Genomic DNA, 23,555 nt, shown 5'->3' on the forward strand with positions numbered 1-23,555 from the left:
CTAGCGTGGCACCCGTGAGCCGGAACCTGACGTGGCGCGAGCGCCTCGAGCAGAACTGGCCCCAGGGCGACACGGCCTACTACGCGGTGGGACCCGGCGACGGCGAGCCGCCCACGGGGCGCGTGCGACGGGTCATGCGCGTCGTCGGCCCGCTCATGGGGGTGGTCTGGGCGGTGTTCCTGCTGCAGCCGTGGCAGGCCGCGTGGGACAGCGTGCCGGGCTGGGAGCGGATCGTGTCCCTGGCGGCCGTGCTGGCGCTCGGCCTGTCGTTCGCCTGGGTCGTGTTCACCCGGGCGGGTCCCCACGGGGAGCGGATGTCGAACCGCCACGCCGCGCTCTTCCTCGTCGGGCAGACGGCCTTGGTGGCCGTGTCGTGCCTGGGCGCGAAGCAGGACGGCCTGGTCGGCCTCGTCTTCGTGTGCGTGACGGGTGTCTTCCTGCTCCGCGACCCGCGCTCGCTCGGGCTCGCGCTGTGGGCGTGCCTCCTGATCCTCGTCGTCCCGCGGCTCGTCCCCGGGTGGGAGACGATCGACGACCTGCTGATCTCCGTGATCCTGGCGACGGTGGCGGTGTTCGGGTTCACCCAGCTCGTCATGCGCAACCGACAGCTCCAGCTCGCGCGCGACGAGGTCGCGGTGCTGGCCGTCGAGCGGGAGCGCGAACGCATCGCGCGCGACATCCACGACGTCCTGGGCCACTCCCTGACCGTCATCTCGGTCAAGGCCGAGCTCGCGGCCAAGCTGCACGACGTCGACCCCGACCGCTCGCGCCAGGAGATGCTCGAGGTCCAGAACCTGGCGCGCACCGCGCTCGCGGACGTGCGGGGGATGGTCACCGCGACCCGCGCCGTGACGCTCGCGGGCGAGCTGGCCGGGGCCCGGCAGGCCTTCGACTCGGCGGCCATCGCCGCGCAGGTCCCGGGCACGATCGACGAGGTGCCCGAGGAGCTGCGCGTGCTGTTCGCCTGGGCCATCCGCGAGGCGACGACGAACGTGCTGCGGCACGCGGCCGCGACGTCCGTCCAGATCACGATGGGCCCGGACGCGCTGACGGTCGACGACGACGGCACCGGCCCGGCCGACGACGAGCGCGGCAACGGCCTGCACGGCCTCGTCGAGCGAGCCCGCGCAGCCGGCGCGCGCGTCGAGGTGTCCACGAGCCCCCTCGGCGGGTATCGCCTGCTCGTCACCACCCGGGACGACGCCCGGGACAGCAAGGAGCGCACCGCATGACGACCATCCGCCTGCTGCTCGCCGACGACCAGGCTCTCGTCCGCGGCGCACTCGCCGCGCTGCTGGACCTGGAGTCTGACCTGCAGGTCGTCGCACAGGTGGGGCGCGGCGACGAGGTGCTGGCCGCCGCCCGTGACAACGCCGTCGACGTCGCCCTGCTCGACGTCGAGATGCCTGGGCTGGACGGGATCACCGTCGCGGCAGAGCTCCACCGCGCAATGCCGTCGTGCCGCTCGCTGATCGTCACGACCTTCGGCCGACCGGGCTACCTGCGCCGCGCTCTGGACGCGGGGGCCAGCGGGTTCGTCGTCAAGGACACTCCCGCGGAGCAGCTCGCCGACGCGGTGCGTCGCGTGCACCGGGGCCTGCGGGTCGTGGACCCCGACCTGGCCGTGGAGTCGCTGGCCACGGGCACGAGCCCGTTGACCGACCGGGAGCGGGACGTGCTGGCCGCGGCCGCCACGGGCGGGACCGTCGCCGACATCGCCCGCGACACGTTCCTGTCCGAGGGGACGGTGCGCAACTACCTGTCCGCCGCGATGGGCAAGACCGGTGGGCGGACCCGGGCCGAGGCGGCCCGGATCGCGCAGGAGAACGGCTGGTTGCTCTAGAGCCTGCGGCCGCCGCCCACGTTGCGGTTGCCACGCCCGACGACGACCAGCACGACCCCGATGACGGCGACGATGAGCCCCACGTAGATGAAGAAGGGCCCGAGCCCGGCCAGGCCGAGGACCAGCAGGACGAGACCGGCGATGATGAGGACGAGCCAGAGGGCCACGGGGACTTCCTTTCGTAGACGTTCCGGCGCAACCTTGGCAGGCATCGCACGACCCCGCACGGCGAGAGCGGGTGAGGGGCCGTCGCCAAGGGTGGGAGAATGGGCGCCATGATCGCCCCTCCGCTGAAGATCGGGCCCCTGACGATCGACACGCCGGTGGTGCTGGCGCCGATGGCGGGGGTCACCAACGCCGCGTTCCGACGCCTGTGCCGCGAGTCGGGCGCGGGGCTGTACGTCGCCGAGATGGTGACGAGCCGCGCGCTCGTCGAGCGCGGCGAGGAGTCGATGCGGATCATCTCGCACGAGCCCGGCGAGAAGCCGCGTTCCGTGCAGGTGTACGGCGTCGATCCGGCCACCGTCGCCGCGGCCGTCCGCCTCATCGCGAGCGAGGACCGCGCCGACCACGTCGACCTCAACTTCGGCTGCCCTGTCCCCAAGGTGACGCGCCGTGGCGGGGGAGCGGTGCTGCCGTGGAAGCGGGACCTGTTCCGCGCGATCGTCACGTCGGCCGTCGACGCCGCCGCGCCCTACGGGGTGCCGGTCACGGTCAAGATGCGCAAGGGGATCGACGAGGACCACCTGACCTACCTCGAGGCCGGGCTCATCGCGCAGGAGGTGGGTGTCGCGGCCGTCGCGCTGCACGCCCGCACCGCCGCCGACTACTACTCCGGCACCGCCGACTGGGAGTCGATCGCGCGCCTCAAGGAGACTGTCACCGACATCCCCGTGCTCGGCAACGGCGACATCTGGTCCGCCGAGGACGCGCTGGCCATGGTCGAGCAGACCGGGTGCGACGGCGTCGTCGTCGGGCGCGGCTGCCAGGGTCGGCCGTGGCTCTTCGCCGACCTCGCGGCGGCGTTCGCCGGGTCCGACGAGCGCATCCGGCCCGGCCTGGCGTACGTCGCGACCGTCGTGCGCCGGCACGCCGAGCTGATGGTCGAGCACTTCGGGGACGAGTCGAAGGCCCTGCGCGAGATGCGCAAGCACATGGCGTGGTACTTCAAGGGCTACGTCGTGGGCGGGGAGACGCGCGCGGCGCTCGGCCTGGTCTCGACGATGGCCGAGCTCGACGACCGCCTCGCCGCCCTCGATCTGACCCAGGGCTACCCGGGCGAGGCCGCCGAGGGCCAGCGCGGCCGCGCCGGCTCGCCCAAGCGTCCGATCCTGCCGTACGGCTGGCTCGACTCGCGTGAGCTGTCCGACGAGTTCGCCCGCGAGCTGCACGAGGCCGAGCTCAGCGTCTCGGGCGGCTGACCAGCGGCGTCAGCCGGACGGGTGACGTCCAGCCTGCCCGTTGCGTACGTGGTCGTTGCGCCTCCACGATGGGGTCGCGTCGCCAGGCTGCCGGCGCTTCACGGGAGGGTCGCTGTGAGGTCTCGCCGCACGACGTGGCAGGGATTCGGCCTGGCGCTTCTCATCGCCGTACCGGTGGGCGTGGCACTGTTCAGCTGGACGCCCGTCGGCGACCACGAGTTCCTCGGCGCGGTCGTGATGGCGGTGGTGTGCTCGGGCGCGAGCTGGATCGCCCGCCGCATTCTGGAGGGGCCGTCGGAGCTGCGCGGGAGCGAACTGCCGTTCGTCGGCGCGAATCCGAGCGGTCTGTCGATCGTTCTGCTCGACCCGGGCGATCGCATCATCCAGGTCGTGAAGGTGCTCAGGGACCGTGGCGTGTGCTTCCGCAGCGCGCGCGACGCGACACGCACCGAGGAGCCGCTCGTCCTCGCCCTGGCTCTGGCGCCCGACGAGCTGGACCGATGGAGCGTCGACCTCGCCGCCGCGGGCGCGCGCATCGAGGTGCGCGGCAACGGTCGGGTGGGGTCGGCGACGTCGCAGGGCTGACGCAGTTTCGGTCGGTCAGACCCGGCAGACTCGCACAGAGCGCGCCAGTGCTGCGACCGCCGCTCGCGTCGCGTGCGGTGCGCCGAGCTCACTCGCCGTGACCGCCATCGCCCCGGCGGCCGAGGCCCACGCGAGGCGCTCGGCCGTGCCTAGGCCCTGGCTGGCGAGCAGCCCGGCGAGGAACGCGTCGCCGGCGCCGTTGGTGTCGACGACGTCGGTCACCGGCGCCGCGCCGACCTCCCACCAGCCGTCGGTCCAGCGCGATCGCGCCGCGAGCCCCGTCGCTGCAGACCACGAGCGTGGATCCGGCGTCCACTCGGGCCCGCAGGTACGCGCGCGGGTCGGCCAGACGGTCAGCGCTGACCAGCAGCACGTCCGCCGCCTCCGCGAACGGGCGGGCGTAGGCGCCGATGCCGTCGTCGTCGTGCACGTCGCACCACACCGGGACTCCGCGCTCGCGCGCTGCCGCCAGCAGAGGCACGGACGAGTCGGCCAGGTCGAGGACGGCGACGTCAGCGGCGTCGAGCGCCGCGAGCACGTCGGCCGGCGGACCAGGTGGTCCCGACGGCAGCTCGAGGTAGATCGAGACGCGCGAACCGTCGTCGGCCATGAGGTTGACGTGGCGCTCGGTGCGGCCTGCATGCGTCGGTTGGGCAACGAGCCGTAGGAGGTCGTGGCGCAGCGCCTCGCGCACCTTGGCAGCCTCCTCGTCGTCGCCCAGGACGGTCGACAACGTGACGTCGACACCCAGCGCGGCCAGCGTGACCGCCTTGCCGGCGGAGGTGCCGCCGAGCCCGTCGTGATGGCGAGACGCCATCAGCATCTGCGAGCGCGGCTCGGGCAGCGCGGCCACGTGGACGAGCGTGTTCCACGCGGCCGCACCGTTGACCAGGACCTGCATCGCTCGTGTGCCCGTGCTCAGGCGGTCTGGACCTGCAGCCACACGGTCGCGTCGCCGGGGACCTCGTGGCCCGTGACCTCGACCGACGACGCCAGCACGGTGGCGCCGACCGGGAGCGGGACGGGCGTCGCGCCCAGGTTGGCGACGACGAGCACGTCGCGGTTGGTGAACGCGATGACGTCGTCGCCGTAGCCGTCGGCCCACTCCAGGCCGCCGGTGCCCAGCTCGTGCGAGCGGCGCAGCCCGAGCGTGGAGCGATAGATCTCGTACGTCGAGCCCGCGACACCACGCTGGGCGTCGAGCGCGTAGGCGGCCCACGACGACGGCTGCGGGAGCCAGGTCAGGCCCGTCGGGGAGAACCCGAGGCCGGGCTCGTCGGACGACCACGGCAGCGGGACGCGGCAGCCGTCGCGGCCGCGCTCGACGCCGCCCGTGCGGAAGAAGGCGGGGTCCTGGCGCAGCTCGTCGGGCAGGGCCGTGTGATCGGGCAGGCCCAGCTCCTCGCCCTGGTAGAGGTAGGCGGAGCCGGGCAGGCCGAGCATCAGGAGCGTGGCGCCCCGGGCGCGGCGCAGGCCGAGCGCCTCGTCGGGCTGCTCGTCACCGACGCCGATGCCGTTGGGGCGTGAGCCCGCGTCGGCCAGTCCGAGCCGGGAGGCGTGGCGGACCACGTCGTGGTTGGACAGCACCCAGGTGGTCGGCGCACCGACGGAGTCGGCCGTCGCGTAGGACGCCTCGATGACCGAGCGCAGCGCGGGCGCGTCCCAGCGCGTGGCCAGGAACGCGAAGTTGAAGGCCTGCTGCATCTCGTCGGGCCGCACGTAGCGGGCCAGGCGGGACAGCGGCTCGACCCAGGCCTCCGCGACCAGGGCGCGGTCACCCGCGTAGTCGGCCAGCACGCGGTGCCAGGCGCGGTAGATCTCGTGGACGCCGTCCTGGTCGAACATGGGGCCGTGGTTGCCGGACCCGTTCGCGACGTCCTCGTCGTCGGTGCCCTCGATCATGGAGACGTGCCCGTCCCAGTCGGGCAGCCCGGGCTCCTTGACCATGCCGTGCGCCACGTCCACGCGGAAGCCGTCGACACCGCGGTCCAGCCAGAACCGCAGCACGTCCTCGAACTCCGCCCGGACCTCCGGGTGCTCCCAGTTGAGGTCCGGCTGGCGCGAGTCGAACAGGTGCAGGTACCACTGGCCGTCGGCCAGGCGCGTCCATGCCGGGCCGCCGAAGATCGACTCCCAGTTGTTGGGGGGCAGCTCGCCGCTCTCGCCGCGCCCCTCGCGGAACAGGTAGCGGTCGCGCTCGGCCGAACCGATGCCGGCCTCGAGCGCGGCCTGGAACCAGACGTGCTCGTCGGACGTGTGGTTGGGCACCAGGTCGACGATCACGCGCAGGCCCAGGTCGTGCGCGCGCGTCAGCATCGCGTCGAAGTCGTCGAGCGTCCCGAACAGCGGGTCCACCTGGCGGTAGTCGGCCACGTCGTAGCCCGCGTCGGCCTGCGGGGAGAGGTAGAACGGCGAGAGCCAGACCGCGTCGACCCCGAGCTCGACGAGGTGGGGGAGGCGGGCCGTGATGCCGGCCAGGTCGCCGATGCCGTCGCCCGACGCGTCCGCGAACGAGCGCGGGTACACCTGGTAGATGACGGCGTGCCGCCACCACTCGGCGTCCGGCGCGGACGGGGCGTGGACGGCGGGGCGGATGTCGAGCGAGGTCACAGAAGGCCTTTCAGGTGGAACGCGGGACGGGCGAGGGTGCGGGTCAGTGTGCTGCGGGCTCCGCGACCGCGCTGAGCGCGGCCTCGAGGCCGGGGACGGCGCCGGTGGAACCGCGCACGACGAGCTCGGGGTGGAACTTCAGCTCGATGCGTGAGGCCGGCGTGCCGTTGATCTCCGCGACCAGGGCGGAGACCGCGGCGTGGCCCATCGCCAGCACGGGCTGGCGCACGGTGGTCAGCGGCGGGTCGGTGAAGGCGATCAGCTTGGAGTCGTCGAACCCGACCACCGAGACGTCGCCGGGGACGGACAGCCCCTGCGCGCGGGCGCCGCGGATGGCGCCCAGGGCCATGAGGTCCGAGCCGCAGATGATGGCGGTGTGGCCCGAGGCGATCAGCTCGAGCGCTGCGGCCTGGCCACCCTCGACCGTGAACAGCGTCGAGTAGACGTGGGGCGACGGGTCGGTGATCCCGAGGTGCCGCTCGAGGTTGGCGGCGAACTCGCTGCGCTTGCGGGCGGCGGGGATGAACCGCTCGGGCCCGATGGCGAGGCCGATCCGGCGGTGACCGAGCGAGATCAGGTGCCGGAACGACTGGTCCAGCGCGGCGGCGTCGTCGGTCGACACGCTGGGCGCGTCGACCCCCTCGGCGAAGCCGTTGACCAGCACGAACGGCATGCCGAGCGCGCGCAGGCGGTGGTAGCGGTCCTTGGACGCCGACGTGTCGGCGTGCAACCCGGACACGAAGACGATCCCGGCGACGCCGTGCTCCAGGAGCATCTCGACGTACTGGTCCTCGGTGGTGCCGCCGGGCGACTGCGTGCACAGCAGGGGAGTGAATCCGCGCTCGGTCAGCATCGACTCGATGACCTGCGCGAACGCGGGGAACACCGGGTTGGACAGCTCCGGGACGACCAGGCCGACGAGGCCTGCCGAGCGCGTGCGCAGCTTCTCGGGGCGCTCGTAGCCGAGCACGTCGAGCGCCGCGAGCACGGCCTGGCGGGCCTGGGTGGAGACGCCGTGCTTGCCGTTGAGCACGCGGGAGACCGTGGCGGTGCTGACGCCGGCCTGTTCGGCCAGGTCCGTCAGTCGGGTGCGCACGGGGGGCAGCGTGGGTGACACGGGACCTCCTCGTCCTGGGTCTTTCGGGTTGAGCGACGATGCAGCGGTCGCCGCTGCAACCGTTGCCTGAAAGTTACCGTAACGACTTGCAAGCCCTGTTGCAACGAGGCTACGTTCCCTCCATCAGGCCAGCGACGGTGGGTAACCGGACGCCGGCACACCCACTGAAACCAGGAGATCGAAGATGCGACGGAGCATCCCTGTCGTTGCCGCGGCCCTCGGCCTCGCGCTGACGATGAGCGCCTGCTCGAGCGACAGCTCGAGCGGCAGCGACGCGACCACGGCGCCGACGACCGCCGACACGGCGAGCGCCAGTGCCACGACGCCGACCGACGGCGGCACCCTGACGATCTGGGTCGACGAGACGCGGAAGAAGGCCGTGCAGGACGCGGCCTCCGCGTTCGAGAAGGAGACCGGCGCCAAGGTCACCCTCGTCCAGAAGAACTTCGAGGACATCAAGGCGGACTTCATCGCCCAGGTCCCCACCGGCAAGGGCCCCGACATCACCGTCGGCGCGCACGACTGGCTGGGCGAGCTCACCAAGAACGGCGTCGTCGCCCCGATCGAGCTGGGCGACAAGACGTCGGAGTTCGAGCCCGTCTCGATCCAGGCCTTCACGCAGGACGGCCAGGTCTACGGCCTGCCCTACGCGATCGAGAACGTCGCCCTCATCCGCAACACGAAGCTCGCCAAGGAAGCCCCCAAGACGTGGGCCGACGCGATCAAGGCGGGCAAGGCGGCCAAGACCAAGTTCCCGTTCCTCATCCAGACGAGCGACCAGGGCGACCCGTACACGTACTACCCGCTGCAGACGTCCTTCGGCGCCCCGGTGTTCGAGCAGAACGCCGACGGCTCGTACAACCCGAAGCTCGCGATGGGCGGCGACGAGGGCATTGCCTTCGCCAAGTGGCTGGCCAAGGAGGGTGAGAAGGGCACCAAGAACCTCGACACCGCGATCACCTACGACAACGCGACGGCCGCGTTCGCCAAGGGCGAGTCGCCGTTCATCGTCGGCGGTCCGTGGATGCTCGACACCTTCAAGGGCATGGACCTGTCCATCGACCCCGTGCCCTCCGCGGGTGGCAAGCCGGCGCAGCCGTTCGTCGGCGTCCAGGGCTTCTACATCAGCGCGCAGAGCCAGAACGCGCTGCTGGCGAACGACTTCCTGACCAACTACATGTCGACCGACGAGGCGCAGACCGCCCTCTACGAGGCCGGCAACCGTCCGCCCGCGCTGATCAGCGCGGCGGAGAAGGCCTCGTCCGACCCGATCACGGCCGGCTTCGCCGCGGTCGGCAAGGACGCGGTCCCCATGCCGTCCATCCCGCAGATGGGTTCGGTGTGGCAGTTCTGGGGCGTGACGGAGGCCCAGATCATCTCGGGCAAGGTCGACGCGACCAAGGGCTGGAACAAGATGATCGACGACATCAACAAGGCCATCGGCTCCTGACGTCCTGATCACGACCCGCGGGGCGTGGCGCCGACGAGCGCCACGCCCCGCGGGAGCAGACTGACCTGAGCAGAACCTGACCGGAGGCGACGATGCCGACAGTGAAGTCCCCGCACGCCGACCAGGGTGCACCGCCGAGAACACCCGACCTCGAACCCGTGGGACGTGCCGACCACTCGCACGCGCGCACCATGCGCCCGGGCTTCCTGGCCAAGCTGGTCCTCATGGCGGTCGTCGACGCGATCGGCGTCTACTGCCTGCTGGCGGCCTGGAACGCGGATGCGTGGGGCATCTTCGCCGCGATGCTCGTCCTGCTCGTCGCCGCCAACTGGGTCTACTTCACGCGTCGCGCACTGGCGCTGAAGTACATCCTGCCCGGGTTGGCTTTCCTGCTCGTCTTCCAGATCTTCGTCGTCGTCTACACCGGCTTCGTCGCGTTCACGAACTACGGCGACGGCCACAACGGCACCAAGCAGCAGGCCGTCGACGCGCTGCTCGTGCAGGACGAGAAGCGGGTCGAGGGGTCACCCTCCTACCCGCTGACCGTCGTGTCCCAGGACGGCACGCTCGGCTTCGCCGTGATCGACCCCGACGGCAAGACGCTCGTCGGGACCGCCGAGGACCCGCTCACGCCCGACGACGCCACGGTCGAGTCCGACCGCATCACGGCCGTGGACGGCTGGACCGTCCTCAGCCGCCAGGACATCCTGGCCCAGCAGAAGGCCATCACCGCCCTGCGCGTGCCCATCTCCGACGAGGCCGCCGACGGTTCCATCCGCACGCAGGACGCGCGGGTCGGGTACGTCTTCAAGTCCACCCTGACGTACGACGCCGCGGCCGGGACGATGACGGACACCGAGTCCGGCGCCGTCTACGCCCCCAACGACCACGGTGAGTTCGAGGCCCCCGACGGGACCACGCTCCCGATCGGATGGCGCGTCACCGTCGGCTTCGAGAACTTCACCACCGCGTTCTCCGACTCGCGCTACGCCAAGCCGTTCTTCTCGATCCTGGTCTGGACGTTTGCGTTCGCGATCCTGTCCGTGCTGACGACGTTCCTGCTCGGGCTGTTCCTGGCGATGGTCTTCAACGACACCCGCATGCGGGGCCGCAAGGTCTACCGGATGCTGATGATCCTGCCGTACGCCATTCCCGGGTTCGTCGCGGCGCTGCTGTGGTCGGGCATGTTCAACCGCCGGTTCGGGCTGATCAACAACCTGTTCTTCGGTGGCGCCGAGATCCCGTGGCTGACGGACCCGTGGCTCGCCAAGTTCTCGGTGCTCTTCGTGAACCTGTGGCTCGGCTTCCCCTACATGTTCCTGATCTGCACGGGCGCGCTGCAGTCGCTCCCGAGCGACGTCCTTGAGGCCGCCAAGATCGACGGCGCGAGCAAGCTGCGGACGTGGCGCTCGGTGATCATGCCGTTGCTGCTCGTCTCGACGGCGCCGCTGCTGATCTCGTCCTTCGCGTTCAACTTCAACAACTTCACGCTCATCTACATGCTGACGGGCGGTGGGCCGCAGTTCGAGGACGCGTCGGTGCCGCTCGGCCATACCGACATCCTGATCTCGATGGTGTACTCCATCTCCGGGATCGACGGCAGTGCGCCCAAGAACTACGGCCTGGCCAGCGCGTTGTCCATCGTCATCTTCGTCATCGTCGGCGGCATCTCCGCTCTCGCCTTCCGGCAGACCCGCAAGCTCGAGGAGATCAACTGATGTCCACCTCGACCGCAGTCCCCGCGAAGGCGTCGACCGCCCAGGTGCGCCGCAACAAGATGGCGTTCGGCAAGTGGTTCTCCGAGCTCGGCTGGCGGCACGTCGTCGGCGTCGTCGCCGTCGTCTTCGCGGCGTTCCCGCTGGTGTACCTGCTGTCCGCGTCCCTGCACGAGAAGGGGTCGCTCACCGACCTGTTCGGCCCGGTGAGCACCGCCAACTACTCCGCGCTGTCGGAGACGATGTTCTGGACGTGGATGGGCAACAGCGTGATCATCGCCGTCGCCACGTCGGTCGGCACGGTGCTCATGGGTGCGGCCGCCGCCTACGCGTTCTCGCGCTACCGCTTCTCGGGGCGCCGGCTCGGGCTCACGTCGCTGCTGATCATCCAGATGTTCCCCCAGATGCTCGCGTTCGTCGCGATCTTCCTGCTGCTCATCAGCCTGGGTGACGTGGTGCCGGCCCTGGGGCTGAACAGCAAGCTCGCGCTGATCTGCGTGTACCTGGGCGGGGCGCTCGGCGTGAACACGTTCCTCATGTACGGGTTCTTCAACACGATCCCACGCGAGCTCGACGAGGCGGCCAAGATCGACGGCGCCACGCACGCCCAGATCTACTGGACGATCATCCTGCGTCTGGTCGCGCCGATCCTCGCGGTCGTCGGCCTGCTGTCGTTCATCTCGACGTTCGGGGAGTTCATCATCGCCCGCTCCGTGCTGCAGTCGGAGGGCAACTGGACGCTTGCCGTCGGGCTCTACGGCTGGGTGTCGTCGCTGCTCGAGGCCAACTGGGGCCTGTTCGCCGCCGGCGCCGTGATCGCCACGCTGCCGGTCCTGGCCCTGTTCCTGTACCTGCAGAAGTACATCGTCGGCGGCCTCACCGCGGGGTCCGTGAAGGGATGAGCGCGGTGTCCTACCAGCTCGGCCCGCACCACGACGGCTCCGAGCTGTACGTCCCGCGCGCCACGCCGCGTCTCGGCGACGTCGTGCCGGTGCGGGTGCGCGTCCCCGCCGACTACCCCGAGACGGCCGTCTGGCTGCGGGCCGTACGCGACGGCGAGCCGCGGCTGTCCGCGGCCCGGTTGGAGAGCGCCGACGAGCACGAACGCTGGTACGTCGCGGACCTGCTGATCCACAACCCGGTGGTCAGCTACCGGTTCCTGCTCGACGTGCCCGGCGGCTACCGCTGGCTCACCGGGCGCGGGGTGGTGGACCGCGACGTCCCCGACGCCGCCGACTTCCGGCTCACCGTGCACGAGCCGGCGCCGGCCTGGATGGACGACGCGGTGGTCTACCAGGTGTTCCCGGACCGGTTCGCCCGCTCGGACGAGGACCACGGCCCGCTGCCCGAGTGGGCACTGCCGGCGGACTGGTCCGACGAACCCATCGCCGCAGGGCCCGGTGTCGCGCAGCAGTTCTACGGCGGCGACCTGCCCGGCGTCGAGCAGCACCTCGACCACCTGGAGCGCCTCGGTGTCGACACGCTCTACCTGACGCCCATCTTCCCGGCACGCTCCAACCACCGCTACGACGCCAGCACGTTCGACGAGGTCGACCCGCTGCTCGGCGGCGACGAGGCGCTGGCGTCGCTGTCGTCGGCCGTGCACGCGCGCGGGCTGCGGATCATGGGCGACTTCACCACCAACCACACGGGCGACGGGCACGAGTGGTTCCGTCGGGCGCAGGCCGACCCGACCAGCGTGGAGCACGACTTCTACTACTGGACGCCCGGTGAGCCGGGGTACGTCGGCTGGCTCGAGCACTCGTCGCTGCCCAAGCTCAACTACAACGCCCCCGCGCTCGCGGGCCGGATGGTCGCGGGCCCGGACTCGGTGATCGGCCGCTGGCTGGCGCAGCCGTTCGGCATCGACGGCTGGCGCATCGACGTCGCCAACATGACCGGGCGCTACGCGGCCGACGACTTCACGCACGAGATCGCGCGCACCATCCGGGCCACGATGCGCGACCTCAACCCCGAAGCAGTGCTCGTCTCCGAGCACTTCCACGACGCGGCGTCCGACCTGGCCCAGGGCGGCTGGCACGTCAACATGAACTACTCGGCGTTCACGCGCCCCGCGTGGACGTGGCTCGCGGAGCCCGGTACCGCAGCGTCGTTCATGGGTCTGCCGGTCCCGGTGCCGCACCTGCCGGGCCCGGCGATGGTCGCGACGATGCGCGAGTTCGACGCGACCGTGCCGTGGGCCGTGACGCGCCACCAGTGGAACATGCTCGGCTCGCACGACACGGCGCGTCTGCGGACCGTCGTCGGGACACCGGCGATGCAGGAGGTCTCGGCGGGCCTGCTGCTCACCTACCCGGGCACGCCCGTGCTGTTCGCGGGTGACGAGGGCGGGCTGACCGGCGTCAACGGCGAGCACGCGCGCGTGCCGATGCCGTGGGACGACATCGAGGACGGCGGTCCGCGCTGGGACGCGGCGACGTTCGAGGTCTACCGCGCGTTGATCGCCCTGCGTCGCTCGTCGCGCGCGCTGCGCGACGGGGGCCTGCGCTGGGTGGTCGTCGAGGACGACGGCGTGGCCTACCTGCGGGAGACGGCCGACGAACGCGTGCTGGTGGTCCTGGCGCGGGCGTCCTGGTCGGGCGCGGTGCTCCCGCGTCACCTCGCTGACCACGAGCCGGAGGTCCTGTACGGCGCCCGCGCGCTGAGGGTCGACGACGACGGGATCGCCCTGCCCGGTGACGGGCCGGGCGTGGGTGTCTGGCGGCTGGCCTGACGCCATGATCCCGGGCGCGACGGAATGGGGACCTCGGGCCACGGGTACGCCTCGGCGTCGTCGGCCCGGGCCGTGCGCCTGCCCGAACGAGCGCGCTCGTTAGGCTGTGCGCGTGACCGCGCTCAAGGAGACCCTCGACCTCGACGGCTACGTCGACGCCGACCGCGAGCGGTGGGTCACCGAGGGGACCAAGAACCGGCAGCGGACCGCGTTCGAGCGCGACCGCGCCCGGCTCGTGCACTCCTCCGCGCTGCGACGGCTGGGCGCCAAGACGCAGGTGCTCGGACCCTCGTCGGACGACTTCGTGCGCACGCGCCTCACGCACACGCTCGAGGTCGCGCAGGTCGGCCGCGAGATCGGCAAGGCGCTCGGGTGCGACCCGGACATCGTCGACACCGCCTGCCTGGCGCACGACCTGGGCCACCCGCCCTTCGGCCACAACGGCGAGCGCGCCCTCGCGCAGATCGCACGCGGGATCGGCGGGTTCGAGGGCAACGCGCAGACGCTGCGGCTCCTCACGCGACTTGAGCCCAAGGTCGTGGCGCCCGACGGCCGCGCCGTGGGGCTCAACCTCACGCGCGCCTCCCTGGACGCGTCGGTGAAGTACCCATGGCGGCACCTGCAGGGGCCGGTGAGCGCGGCCAGCGGCCGGCCGACGCACAAGTTCGGTGTCTACGAGGACGACCTGCCCGTCTTCGAGTGGCTGCGCCAGGACGCGCCGGACGGGCGCAAGTGCCTGGAGGCGCAGGTCATGGACCTGGCCGACGACATCTCCTACTCGGTGCACGACGTCGAGGACGCCGTCGTCGGCGGTCGCCTGGACCTCGACGTGCTGACGCGGCCCGACGAGCGGGAGCGGGTCGTCGACGCCGTGAGCACCTGGTACGGCGACGCGGTGTCCGCGGACGGGCTGCGCGAGGCGATGGACCGGCTGGTCCGCGCCCGACTGTGGGGGCCGGGCTTCGACGGGTCGCGCGCCGCCCTCGCGATGCTCAAGGACGCCACCAGCCAGCTCATCGGCCGCTTCGCGAAGGCCTCGCAGAAGGCCACCCGCGAGCAGTACGGGCCGGGCCCGCTGACGCGGTACGGCGCGGAGCTCGTGGTCCCGCACTCCACGCTTGCCGAGATCCTCGTGCTCAAGGGGTTGGCCGTCGCGTACGTCATGGCGCCCCGCGAGCTCGAGCCGCTCTACCAGCGCCAGCGCGAGATGCTCACCGACCTGGTCCAGGTGCTGTCCGAGCGGGCACCGCAGCTGCTCGAACCACCGTTCGCGGCGGACTGGGCGGACGCGCCCGACGACGCCGCCCGGCTGCGCGTCGTCGTCGACCAGGTCGCCTCCCTGACCGACGTCTCCGCCGTGGCTCTGCACACGCGCCTGCTGCACCCGCCGCGGCACTGAGTCCACCGTTCGGCCGCACGGAGCGACCCGTGATCCGCCATAGACTGCGCCCGTGGCAGGACGCATCCGGCGGGAGGACGTGGAAGCGGTCCGCGAGCGTGCCTCCATCGAGGAGATCGTCGGCGCGCACGTCACCCTCAAGCCTGCGGGCGTCGGGTCGCTCAAGGGCCTGTGCCCGTTCCACGACGAGCGGTCACCGTCGTTCCACGTCCGGCCGCAGGTGGGGCGCTACCACTGCTTCGGGTGCGGCGAGGGCGGCGACGTCATCTCGTTCGTGCAGCAGGTGGACGGACTCGGCTTCACCGAGGCCGTCGAGTACCTGGCCGGGCGCGTCGGGATCCAGCTGCGCTACGAGGAGGGCGGTGCGCCGCGGCCCGGCGACGAGCCGGGCAAGCGCCGTCGGCTGATCGAGGCGCACGCGGTCGCCGAGCAGTTCTACCGCGAGCAGCTCACGTCGCCCGGCGCCGCGGCCGGGCGCACGTTCCTGGCCGAGCGCGGGTTCGACCGCGCTGCCGCGGAGCAGTTCGGCGTCGGCTTCGCCCCCCAGGGCTGGGACTCGCTGCTACGACACCTGCGCGGACGCGGCTTCACCGAGGCCGAGCTGACCGCGTCGGGCCTGGTCAGCCAGGGGCAGCGCGGCGTCTACGACCGGTTCCGCGGGCGGCTCGTGTGGCCGATCCGCGAGGTCACGGGCGAGACCGTCGGCTTCGGTGCACGACGGCTGTTCGACGAGGACCAGGGGCCCAAGTACCTGAACACGCCCGAGACCCCGCTGTACCGCAAGTCGCACGTGCTGTACGGCCTGGACCTGGCCAAGCGGGAGATGCAGCGCGAGAAGCGCGTCGTGGTCGTCGAGGGGTACACCGACGTCATGGCGATGCACCTGTCGGGCGTCGGCTCCGCCGTGGCCACCTGCGGGACGGCATTCGGCTCCGACCACGCGCGGATCGTGCGGCGGCTGGTGGGGGACAGCGGTGGCAGCGGGGGAGTCCAGCTCGCGTCGGGCACGTCCGTGGGCGGCGAGATCATCTTCACGTTCGACGGCGACGCCGCCGGGCAGAAGGCCGCGCTGCGGGCGTTCGGTGAGGACCAGAGCTTCTCCGCGCAGACCTTCGTCGCGGTCGAGCCCAGCGGCAAGGACCCGTGCGAGCTCCGCCAGGCGCAGGGACCGGACGCCGTGCGGGCGCTCGTAGCCGCTCGCCAGCCGTTGTTCGAGTTCGTCATCAGGTCGACCCTCGCGTCGTACGACCTCGCGACCGCCGAAGGGCGCATCGGCGCGCTGCGGGCCGCGGCGCCCGTCGTCGCCGGCATCCGGGACACGGCCCTGCGGCCGGAGTACACGCGCCTGCTCGCCGGCTGGCTGGGCGTCGAGGACCTCGACACGGTGCGTCGGGCGGTCACGTCCGCGGCGCGCACCCCCGGGCGGTCCGACGAGCGCAGGCCTGCTCGCCCGGACGATCGTGCGGGCCGCCCGGGGGCTCCGCCGCAGCCTCGCCTGACGATGCCGGACCGGCGTGACCCGGTCGCGCAGACCGAGCGCACCGCGCTCGAGGTCGTCCTGCAGCTCCCCCAGCTCGTCCCGGCGGAGTTCGACGACCTCGCGGGCGACGCGTTCTCGGCGCCCGCCTACCGGGCCGTGCACGAGGCGGTCCGGGCGGCCGGTGGCCTGGCCGTCGCACGACCGCTCGCCGACGGCGGGGACGCGACGGCATGGGTCGGTACCGTGATCGAGGAGGCCGCGTCGCCGGTGCAGGCCCTGGTCACCGAGCTCGCGGTCGCGCCCATCCCCGAGGACCGGGCCTCGGCCCTGCCCGAGTACGTCCGCGGCGTCGTGATCCGGCTCGTCGAGCTCGGCTTCACGCGGCACATCGCCGAGCTGCGCGGACGGCTGCAGCGCATGGACGCGACCGCCGACCCGGGCGCGTACAACGCGGCCTTCGCGGAGCTGGTCGCCGTCGAGGGTCGTCGTCGGCTGCTGCGCGAGAGCGCCTGATCGGACGTCGGCCTCGCGACTGTGCCCCTGGCCGACGTATCAGAGCTGCGCTGGCGTCATCCTTCCGGGGGACAGGGCCCCGGTGCGGGGCCGCCCTGAGCCCCGGGGGCCCACCATGAAGGTGCGATCGGACCAGAACCAGAACCACTCGTCGTCGCTCGCGCGTTCCCGACGTGAGACGTCACCGTCCGTCGGGAAGACGTCGGCGTCCGTCGAGAAGACCCCGGCGGTGAGTGCGGCGCCCCCGAAGGCGTCGACCGCGAGAGCGTCCGCGGCAGACCGCGCCGGTCGGCCGACCCGTGCCCGGCCGTTGCGGAGCACCGCCACGCCCGGTGTGTCGACGAAGGTCGCCGCCGCCACCGCCGCGCGCCCCGCGCCGCCGCCGACCTCGTCCGCCGCCACCGCTCCCGAGCCACAGGCGTCGGCACGCTGGTGGAAGCGGTCGGAGCGCGTCGGACCGTGGCAGGTGGAGGTCCGCCACCGGGTGGAGGACCTCGCGTCACAGGTCGCGGCGCTGCCTCCGGCCGCACGCGGCTCTGTGGACCAGCAGCTCGAGCTGGCGCGACGCGCGTCCACGCGTCCCTTCCCCCGCTGGCAGTGGTGGAACGGCACCAGCATCGAGACCGCCTGGAACGCCACGCACCTCGCCCAGTCGATGCTTCCCCTGGTCGTGGACTCCGCCGCACTTCCCGGCCAGCTCGTGGACGCACGGCGCCGATCGATGATGCGCCTCGCGGTGGCGGACCCGTTGCGCACCGCGGTCGAGGAGCCGGCGCTCACCGACCGGACCGAGGCAGGCCGGGCTACCCGCCGCGACCGCCACACGATCAACGCCGCCCTGCGTGCGTCGCTCGAGCTGGCCGACGACGAGCACCGCAACCTGCGCGACTGGCGCAACCGGCTGCTGCGCGTCGCCGCGCTCGCACTGCTCGCCGTCGTGATGACCGTGATCGTCGCGGCTCTGCGGCCCGCCTACCTGCCGCTGTGCGCGACGCTGCAGGACGGTGGGCTGCTGTGCCCGGGCGGGGCGGCGCGCGCCACCGGCCACGACGCGACGGTCGTCGCGTTCCTCGGCGCGCTGGGCGGGGCCCTCGCGGCGATCCTCGCGATGCGGCGGGCGAGCCCGGGGTCGTCGCCCTACCGGATCACGCCCGCTCTGAGCCTGGTCCGTGTCCCGCTCGGAGGGCTCACCGCCGTCGTGGGGATCATGCTCGTCCAGAGCGGGGAGATCCCCGGGCTCGTGCTGACCCGACCTGCCCAGGTGGCTGTGTTCGCGCTGCTGTTCGGGTTCTCGCAGGAGCTCGTCACGCGGCTGCTCGAGAGCAGGGCACGGATCGTGCAGGACGCGACCAAGGGCCGTTCGTCGGCCGCGGACCGCCGCGACGTCGCGCCGCCCACGTCATGACCGCGCCCGTCGGTCCCTCAGCGCAGGCAGCCGGCGCCGTCGTCGTCGGCGGCGTCCTTGACCGACGCGGTCACGGTCATCGACCGCAGGGACAGCGACCCGCCGTAGTGAGAGAGGAACGCGGTGTCCGTCGCGTCGCGGCCGGTCGCGATGCGCAGCAGCGTGCCTACCGGCGCGAGCCGCGTCGCGTCGACCACCTGCCAGCGGTCGTCGACGAACGCCTCGGCCACCGCGTGGAAGTCCATCGGCTTGAGGCCGGGGGCGTACACCGACACCAGGCGGGCCGGGACGTCGCACGCACGCATGAGAGCCACGGTCAGGTGCGCGAAGTCGCGGCACACGCCGCGGCGCTTGAGCAGCGTGTCGGTCGCGCCGTCCGTCGGCAGGCTCGATCCGGGGGAGTAGGTGACGTGCCCGTGCACCCAGTCGGCGACGGCGTCGAGCAGCGGGCGGCCGGTCAGGTCGCCGAACTGGTCGCGCGCGAAGGCAAGCAGGCGGTCGGAGTCGGCGTACCGGCTGGGCCGGCGCAGCTCGATGAGGTCCAGGTCCTCCAGCGGCGGGGCGTCGGCCGCGCCGAGCACGGTGGCCTGGTAGTCGACGACGACGCGACCCGCGGGAGCGAGCACGCGGTGCATCCGGCCCCCGTTGCCGGTCTTGACCTCGAGGACGTCCAGGAGGCCGTCCTCGTGGCGGACGGTGAGCACCTCGGTGCGGTCGTAGGAGCCGTCGGCGACGGCCACCGCGAGGTGCATCTCGAGCGGGGTGCGCACGTCGAGACTGAGGTGAGAGGTGACTGTGCGCAACACGGCCGCGAGGTTCCTTCCCCGGCCGTCGGCGGCCGGACCATCAAGAGGGGCAGCGCAAGTGTGAGGCTCGGAAGGCACTTCGTCCAGCGGGCGGTGACGCAGCAGGTCAGGGGTCTGACGATCGAGGTCGCGGCGGCCATCGGGTGGGGAAACTCACCAAGAAATCGCGCCCAACACGTGACCCATCGGTGCAACAATCGAGCAATGCCTCGTACGTGTCCGATGCCGCGCCTTGCTCGATCGCGCGCCGGACGAGGTCCCGCCACGGTGCCGCTCTCGTGACGGCGGCACCGCCCGCAACGGAGCTCGACGAGGTCCGCGCCGGTTCACGGCTGCGTCATGCGCTCCTGGCCCGCGAGGCCGCGATCATCGTCGCGGTCTACGTCGTCTACTCGGTGATCCGCAACCACGCACCCAACAAGGTCGCTGTGGCCAACGCCCACGCACGCGACGTGCTGAGCATCGAGAAGAATCTCGGCATCGACATCGAGCACGCGATCAACCACTTCTTCGTGCAGCACACGGCCATCGTGACCGTCGCCAACTACATGTACGCGACGCTCTTCCTGCCGTCCGCGATCTTCGTCCTGCTGTGGATGTGGTTCCGGGCTCCACGGCTCTACGTGGTCCAACGCACGGTCCTGCTGGTCATGACGATGATGGCGCTCGTGTCGTACTGGGTCTTCCCGGCGGCACCGCCACGTCTGTTGCCGGGCGGCGGCTACGTCGACACCGTCGTCGCCTTCGGCACCTGGGGCAAGACGGCGGCCGACGCCGCCGCGAACACCGGGCACACGGTGTCCAACGCGTACGCAGCCATGCCGTCGATGCACTTCGGCTGGGCTCTCTGGTGCGGGCTCGCGTTCTTCCAGGCGACGACCGTGCGGTGGCAGCGCGTCCTCGCCATCGCCTTCCCGACCGCCACGCTGCTGGTCATCATCGCGACCGGCAACCACTTCGTGCTCGACGCGGTGGCCGGCGCGGTCACCTACGCCATCGCCTACGCCGCCGTGCGTGTCGTCCGTCGCCTGTCGGTGGCCCAGGAGGCCGGGGAGGAGCGCGACGTCCCCGTCGCGGCCTGACCAGCCACAGCGACGAGCCCCGACAACGGCTCGGACGACGAACGAGGGCCCTGACCGTGACGGTCAGGGCCCTCTTCTGCTCCCCCGACTGGACTCGAACCAGTAACCCTTCGATTAACAGTCGAATGCTCTGCCAATTGAGCTACGGGGGACCGCAGCGGGGAAAACTCTAGCAGCCTCCGGGGGGTGCCCCGGACGTGTTCCCGGTGACGTCCATCGCAGCGTGAATAGCGCGTGCCTGCTCAGCGGGGCAGGCCGGCGGCGTCGCGGACGGCGTCCTCCGCCGCGTCTACCAGGGCGGCGACCTGCGGGTCCGCCAGGTCCACGCTGTCGTCGGCGATCACCTGGCTGAACAGCTCGCCGTCCTCGTCGCGCCGCAGGGCCACGCGGGCGCGGTGACCGCCGGGCAGCGGCACGCTCGTCGTGTGGATCACGGACTGCTGGACCCGCTCGCGGAACGTCTGCGCGAACGCGACCGACGCGCGGTCCTCGGTGAACGTCAGGGCCGTCGACGCGCCCCACACCCATCGGACCGTCAGGGTGCGCGTGGGCGCGTCCAGCGTCCCGTGGTCGACGTCGGCCCACGGGGTCCGAGTCACGGTCGCCGCGTCGAGGACGTGGAGGGCGAGGCGGGACGCGACGGCGAGGGTGCCGTCGGCGAGCTGGACCGAGGCGAGGACGCGGTCGCGCGGACGCAGGTCGAGGCGCGCGCGTTCCGGGGCCGACAACCGGCGGCGACGAGGAGAGACGGGCACGGAACCACGGTACCGGGCAGGTCTGGCCGCCCCGACCTGGGCGCGCGTCCGGCGGGCGTCGCGTCCTCCGGTCGCGCGACCCGCCGCGCGCTGCAACGATCAGCGCCAGCATCCGGGCGGCAGGCGCGCCGGCAACCGACGAGAGGTGGAGCGATGACGTCAGGCACCGCAACGAGCAGCGCGACGGGGACGGCCCAGCACGGCTGGGAGCTGACGGCCAGGGTCGGGTACGTCGTCAACGCCGTGCTGCACGTCCTGATCGGCGTCCTGGCGATCCGGATCGCGTTCGGCAGCGGCGGGAAGAACGCCGACCAGTCGGGCGCGCTGGGGACCATCGCCGAGACGCCGTTCGGCGGGGTCGTGCTCTGGGTGTCGGTGGTCGCCTTCGCGGCCCTGGGGCTGTGGCAGCTCGCGGTCGCGTTCCGCAAGCAGCCCTCGAGCCAGGGGTCGTCGACGGGGGACCGCCTGACGGCTGGGCTCCGGGCGGTCATCTACCTCTTCCTGGCGTTCACCGCGCTCACGTTCGCCACGGGCGGCGGCAAGTCGAGCTCGAAGTCGACGTCCGACGCCACCGGAAAGCTCATGGAGCAGCCCTTCGGCCGCACGCTCGTCGGGATCGTCGGAGCGGCCGTGATCATCGGCGGCGTCGTCTACGCGCTCAAGGGCCTGCGCAAGAAGTTCCTCGAGGACCTCCACGCGCTGCCCTCGGGGAGCGCCGGCACGGCCGTGACGTGGTGCGGGGTGCTCGGCTACACGCTCAAGGGCCTCGCCCTGGCGATCGTCGGCGTCCTGTTCGTCGTCGCCGCCGTGAAGCACGACCCCGACAAGGCGACGGGCCTGGACGGCGCACTGCACACCTTGCGCGACCAGCCCGCCGGTGTCTGGCTGCTGACCGCCGTGGGAGTCGGATTCATCGCCTACGGCGTGTACTCGTTCGTGCGCTCGAGGTACGGCAAGCTCTGACCGGTCGGGCGCGTGCCGATCGGTGGCGTCGCGCCAGGTGTGAGGCAGGATCGGCCCGTGCCGCACGACGCCGAGCCGGTCCGCCCCGGGCGAAAGCTCGCCTGCGGCCTTCGGGTGGTGGACGGTGCGCAAGCGGGTCTCGGCCGTGAGTGGACCTTCGAGGTCGCACGCGTGACGCCAGGTCGCCTGACGGTCGCCCGGCAGCGGCTCTTCCGGCCGCCCACCTACCTCACCGTCCAGATCCTCGCCGTGTACACCCCGACGCGCGTCTTCGGCTGGACGCCGTGGGCGCAGAGCGTCAACCCGGGCGCACCGGTCGTCCAGGTCAGGACGGCGACCGCGGTGCTCGACTGGGTCATCGAGCACCCCGAGGACTTCAGGTGGGCGACGGAGCTGGTGCAGCCCGAAGGCGCCGTGCCCGTCCGGCTCGAGATGCCGGAGCTGTGATCTGCCCGGGCGTCGTGATGGGTGGGGCAGGTGGGGCTTGAACCCACGACCGACGGATTATGAGTCCGCTGCTCTGACCGGCTGAGCTACTGCCCCGAGAGCCGCCAGGGTACGCCACGAACCCGCTGACCAGGGCGGCGCTGCCACGCAAAGGTGCTCCGCGCAACCGGTGCGTCGGGTCTGTCCGGTACCTGCCGAATCGATTTCACCCGTTTGCGCGCGAACCGGACGTCGCGGCTTGTTGCACAAGTGTCCAGTTTCGGGCATAGTTCTGGCTTGTCAGCGAAAAACGGCAAACCCGCCGCAAGGTGGGGACGCAAAGCCACGGGGCCTACAGGGTCAGCCGAGCTACCGAACGACAGGAGTTCCATCATGGCGATGTCCACCGAGTCCCCCCTCTCCCAGGGCGCCCTTCTCACCCCCGGTGAGGTTGCGGTCCTCTTCCGCGTCGACCCCAAGACGGTCACGCGCTGGGCCCAGGCCGGCAAGCTCTCGGCCGTCCGTACCCTCGGCGGCCACCGCCGCTTCCACGAGGCTGAGGTGCGCCAGCTCCTCACGGGCGTCCCGCAGCAGCGTTCGGGCGAGTGATCCTCTAGCTCCATCCTCGAAGGGCCGGTGACGTCGACGTCACCGGCCCTTCGTGCGTCCTGCGGTGCCTGTGCCCGGTCGCGGCGTGAAAGACTTGCCCCATGGCGATGCGAGAGATCCGGACGGTGGGCGACCCCGTCCTGCGTACCCCCTGCGACCCCGTGACGGCGATCGACGACCGCGTGCGGTCCCTCGTCGACGACCTGCTCGAGACGGTCGACCACGACGGGCGCGCCGGACTCGCCGCCAACCAGATCGGCGTCAGCCTGCGGGCGTTCTCGTGGAACATCGACGACGAGATCGGCTACGTGCTCAACCCGGTCATCGTCGACCTGTCGGAGGACGAGTACCAGGACGGCGACGAGGGCTGCCTCTCGGTCCCCGGCCTCTGGTACCCCACGACGCGCGCCTGGTACGCCCGGGTGGTCGGGACGGACCTGGACGGCAAGGAGGTCGTCGTCGAGGGCACCGAGCTCATGGCGCGGTGCCTGCAGCACGAGGTCGACCACCTGGACGGGATGCTCTACCTGGACCGCCTGGAGCGGTCGGTCCGCAAGAAGGCGATGCGGGCGATCCGCGAGCAGCTCTGAGAGCCTGCTGGCGTCCCGCCACATACTGCGGCACACTGTGACCAGCACGCCG

22 protein-coding genes, 2 tRNA genes and 1 riboswitch are annotated in these 23,555 nt (G+C 71.8%); of the genes, 16 read left to right on the forward strand and 8 right to left on the reverse strand.

Going from position 1 to position 23,555, the window contains the following annotated elements; translation table 11 throughout:
- Positions 1 to 14: 14 nt before the first annotated feature.
- Positions 15 to 1,232, forward strand: coding sequence for a sensor histidine kinase (locus tag IC607_RS17800; RefSeq protein WP_191786045.1), 1,218 nt, complete (start codon positions 15 to 17; stop codon positions 1,230 to 1,232).
- The gene (locus IC607_RS05735) at positions 1,229 to 1,843 is read left to right on the forward strand and encodes a response regulator transcription factor (protein WP_191786046.1); all 615 of its coding nucleotides are present in this window, start codon (positions 1,229 to 1,231) and stop codon (positions 1,841 to 1,843) included. Before IC607_RS17800 ends, IC607_RS05735 begins: the two co-directional genes overlap by 4 nt.
- Here IC607_RS05735 and IC607_RS05740 read toward each other — a convergent pair.
- Positions 1,840 to 2,010 (reverse strand): hypothetical protein, encoded by a 171-nt coding sequence (locus IC607_RS05740; protein ID WP_191786047.1) that lies wholly within the window; start codon positions 2,008 to 2,010, stop codon positions 1,840 to 1,842. The two genes, IC607_RS05735 and IC607_RS05740, sit on opposite strands and share 4 nt — an antisense overlap.
- Before the next feature lie 108 nt (positions 2,011 to 2,118).
- On the opposite strand from IC607_RS05740, the gene dusB reads away from it, so the two are divergent.
- Together dusB and IC607_RS05750 are read left to right on the forward strand one after the other, a co-directional pair.
- Positions 2,119 to 3,264: a tRNA dihydrouridine synthase DusB gene (gene dusB, locus IC607_RS05745; RefSeq protein WP_370526036.1), complete on the forward strand. Its 1,146-nt coding sequence runs from the start codon at positions 2,119 to 2,121 to the stop codon at positions 3,262 to 3,264.
- Positions 3,265 to 3,438: 174 nt separating this feature from the next.
- The gene (locus tag IC607_RS05750) at positions 3,439 to 3,849 is read left to right on the forward strand and encodes a hypothetical protein (RefSeq protein WP_191786049.1); all 411 of its coding nucleotides are present in this window, start codon (positions 3,439 to 3,441) and stop codon (positions 3,847 to 3,849) included.
- Between the two features lie 15 nt (positions 3,850 to 3,864).
- Here IC607_RS05750 and IC607_RS05755 read toward each other — a convergent pair whose 3' ends face one another.
- From IC607_RS05755 to IC607_RS05765, 3 genes are all read right to left on the reverse strand, one after another.
- Positions 3,865 to 4,491: a PfkB family carbohydrate kinase gene (locus IC607_RS05755; RefSeq protein ID WP_225224560.1), complete on the reverse strand. Its 627-nt coding sequence runs from the start codon at positions 4,489 to 4,491 to the stop codon at positions 3,865 to 3,867.
- A 276-nt stretch (positions 4,492 to 4,767) separates the two neighbouring features.
- The gene (locus IC607_RS05760; RefSeq protein ID WP_191786050.1) at positions 4,768 to 6,459 is read right to left on the reverse strand and encodes a glycoside hydrolase family 13 protein; all 1,692 of its coding nucleotides are present in this window, start codon (positions 6,457 to 6,459) and stop codon (positions 4,768 to 4,770) included.
- Between the two features lie 43 nt (positions 6,460 to 6,502).
- On the reverse strand, positions 6,503 to 7,555 hold the full coding sequence (locus IC607_RS05765) for a LacI family DNA-binding transcriptional regulator (protein WP_370526037.1): 1,053 nt from the start codon (positions 7,553 to 7,555) through the stop codon (positions 6,503 to 6,505).
- A gap of 205 nt (positions 7,556 to 7,760) precedes the next feature.
- Between IC607_RS05765 and IC607_RS05770 the strand changes: the two genes are divergently transcribed.
- The 7 genes from IC607_RS05770 (at position 7,761) to IC607_RS05800 (ending at position 18,272) form a co-directional block, all read left to right on the forward strand.
- A complete protein-coding gene (locus IC607_RS05770) occupies positions 7,761 to 9,026 on the forward strand; it encodes a maltose ABC transporter substrate-binding protein (protein WP_191786052.1) in 1,266 nt (421 codons plus the stop codon).
- A gap of 92 nt (positions 9,027 to 9,118) precedes the next feature.
- Complete coding sequence (locus IC607_RS05775; RefSeq protein WP_191786053.1) at positions 9,119 to 10,744, forward strand: ABC transporter permease subunit; 1,626 nt, start codon at positions 9,119 to 9,121, stop codon at positions 10,742 to 10,744.
- Positions 10,744 to 11,643 carry a sugar ABC transporter permease gene (locus IC607_RS05780; RefSeq protein ID WP_191786054.1) on the forward strand — a complete coding sequence of 300 codons (900 nt, stop codon included), beginning with the start codon at positions 10,744 to 10,746 and terminating at the stop codon, positions 11,641 to 11,643. The genes IC607_RS05775 and IC607_RS05780 overlap by 1 nt, the downstream gene beginning before the upstream one ends.
- Entirely contained in the window at positions 11,640 to 13,475 is a 1,836-nt protein-coding gene (locus tag IC607_RS05785) for a glycoside hydrolase family 13 protein (RefSeq protein ID WP_191786055.1), read from the forward strand. Before IC607_RS05780 ends, IC607_RS05785 begins: the two co-directional genes overlap by 4 nt.
- Before the next feature lie 112 nt (positions 13,476 to 13,587).
- Positions 13,588 to 14,874, forward strand: coding sequence for a deoxyguanosinetriphosphate triphosphohydrolase (locus IC607_RS05790; RefSeq protein WP_191786056.1), 1,287 nt, complete (start codon positions 13,588 to 13,590; stop codon positions 14,872 to 14,874).
- A 52-nt stretch (positions 14,875 to 14,926) separates the two neighbouring features.
- Positions 14,927 to 16,867, forward strand: a complete 1,941-nt coding sequence (gene dnaG / locus IC607_RS05795; protein WP_191786057.1) for a DNA primase — start codon at positions 14,927 to 14,929, stop codon at positions 16,865 to 16,867.
- 115 nt (positions 16,868 to 16,982) lie between these two features.
- On the forward strand, positions 16,983 to 18,272 hold the full coding sequence (locus tag IC607_RS05800; protein WP_191786058.1) for a hypothetical protein: 1,290 nt from the start codon (positions 16,983 to 16,985) through the stop codon (positions 18,270 to 18,272).
- A gap of 17 nt (positions 18,273 to 18,289) precedes the next feature.
- Here IC607_RS05800 and IC607_RS05805 read toward each other — a convergent pair whose 3' ends face one another.
- Positions 18,290 to 19,078 carry a transglutaminase family protein gene (locus IC607_RS05805; protein ID WP_191786059.1) on the reverse strand — a complete coding sequence of 263 codons (789 nt, stop codon included), beginning with the start codon at positions 19,076 to 19,078 and terminating at the stop codon, positions 18,290 to 18,292.
- 278 nt (positions 19,079 to 19,356) lie between these two features.
- Here IC607_RS05805 and IC607_RS05810 point away from each other — a divergent pair, with 278 nt between their 5' ends.
- Positions 19,357 to 20,160: a phosphatase PAP2 family protein gene (locus tag IC607_RS05810; RefSeq protein WP_191786060.1), complete on the forward strand. Its 804-nt coding sequence runs from the start codon at positions 19,357 to 19,359 to the stop codon at positions 20,158 to 20,160.
- Between the two features lie 79 nt (positions 20,161 to 20,239).
- Here IC607_RS05810 and IC607_RS05815 read toward each other — a convergent pair.
- Positions 20,240 to 20,312, reverse strand: a tRNA-Asn gene (locus IC607_RS05815).
- Between the two features lie 90 nt (positions 20,313 to 20,402).
- Positions 20,403 to 20,915, reverse strand: a complete 513-nt coding sequence (locus IC607_RS05820; protein ID WP_191786061.1) for a hypothetical protein — start codon at positions 20,913 to 20,915, stop codon at positions 20,403 to 20,405.
- A gap of 153 nt (positions 20,916 to 21,068) precedes the next feature.
- Between IC607_RS05820 and IC607_RS05825 the strand changes: the two genes are divergently transcribed.
- Both IC607_RS05825 and IC607_RS05830 read left to right on the forward strand, forming a co-directional pair.
- Positions 21,069 to 21,878: a DUF1206 domain-containing protein gene (locus IC607_RS05825; protein WP_191786062.1), complete on the forward strand. Its 810-nt coding sequence runs from the start codon at positions 21,069 to 21,071 to the stop codon at positions 21,876 to 21,878.
- Positions 21,879 to 22,049: 171 nt separating this feature from the next.
- Positions 22,050 to 22,325 carry a hypothetical protein gene (locus IC607_RS05830; protein ID WP_191786063.1) on the forward strand — a complete coding sequence of 92 codons (276 nt, stop codon included), beginning with the start codon at positions 22,050 to 22,052 and terminating at the stop codon, positions 22,323 to 22,325.
- A 22-nt stretch (positions 22,326 to 22,347) separates the two neighbouring features.
- Here IC607_RS05830 and IC607_RS05835 read toward each other — a convergent pair.
- Positions 22,348 to 22,421: transfer RNA gene (locus IC607_RS05835), tRNA-Ile, on the reverse strand.
- Positions 22,422 to 22,606: 185 nt separating this feature from the next.
- Positions 22,607 to 22,681: riboswitch (cyclic di-GMP riboswitch) on the forward strand.
- 16 nt (positions 22,682 to 22,697) lie between these two features.
- On the opposite strand from IC607_RS05835, the gene IC607_RS05840 reads away from it, so the two are divergent.
- Complete coding sequence (locus IC607_RS05840; RefSeq protein ID WP_304516308.1) at positions 22,698 to 22,913, forward strand: BldC family transcriptional regulator; 216 nt, start codon at positions 22,698 to 22,700, stop codon at positions 22,911 to 22,913.
- Positions 22,914 to 23,014: 101 nt separating this feature from the next.
- Positions 23,015 to 23,503 (forward strand): peptide deformylase, encoded by a 489-nt coding sequence (def, locus tag IC607_RS05845; RefSeq protein ID WP_191786064.1) that lies wholly within the window; start codon positions 23,015 to 23,017, stop codon positions 23,501 to 23,503.
- Positions 23,504 to 23,555: the final 52 nt, after the last annotated feature.

The sequence above is a fragment of the Cellulomonas sp. JH27-2 genome (assembly GCF_014837175.1).
In the GTDB taxonomy this organism is placed as follows: Bacteria; Actinomycetota; Actinomycetes; order Actinomycetales; family Cellulomonadaceae; genus Cellulomonas.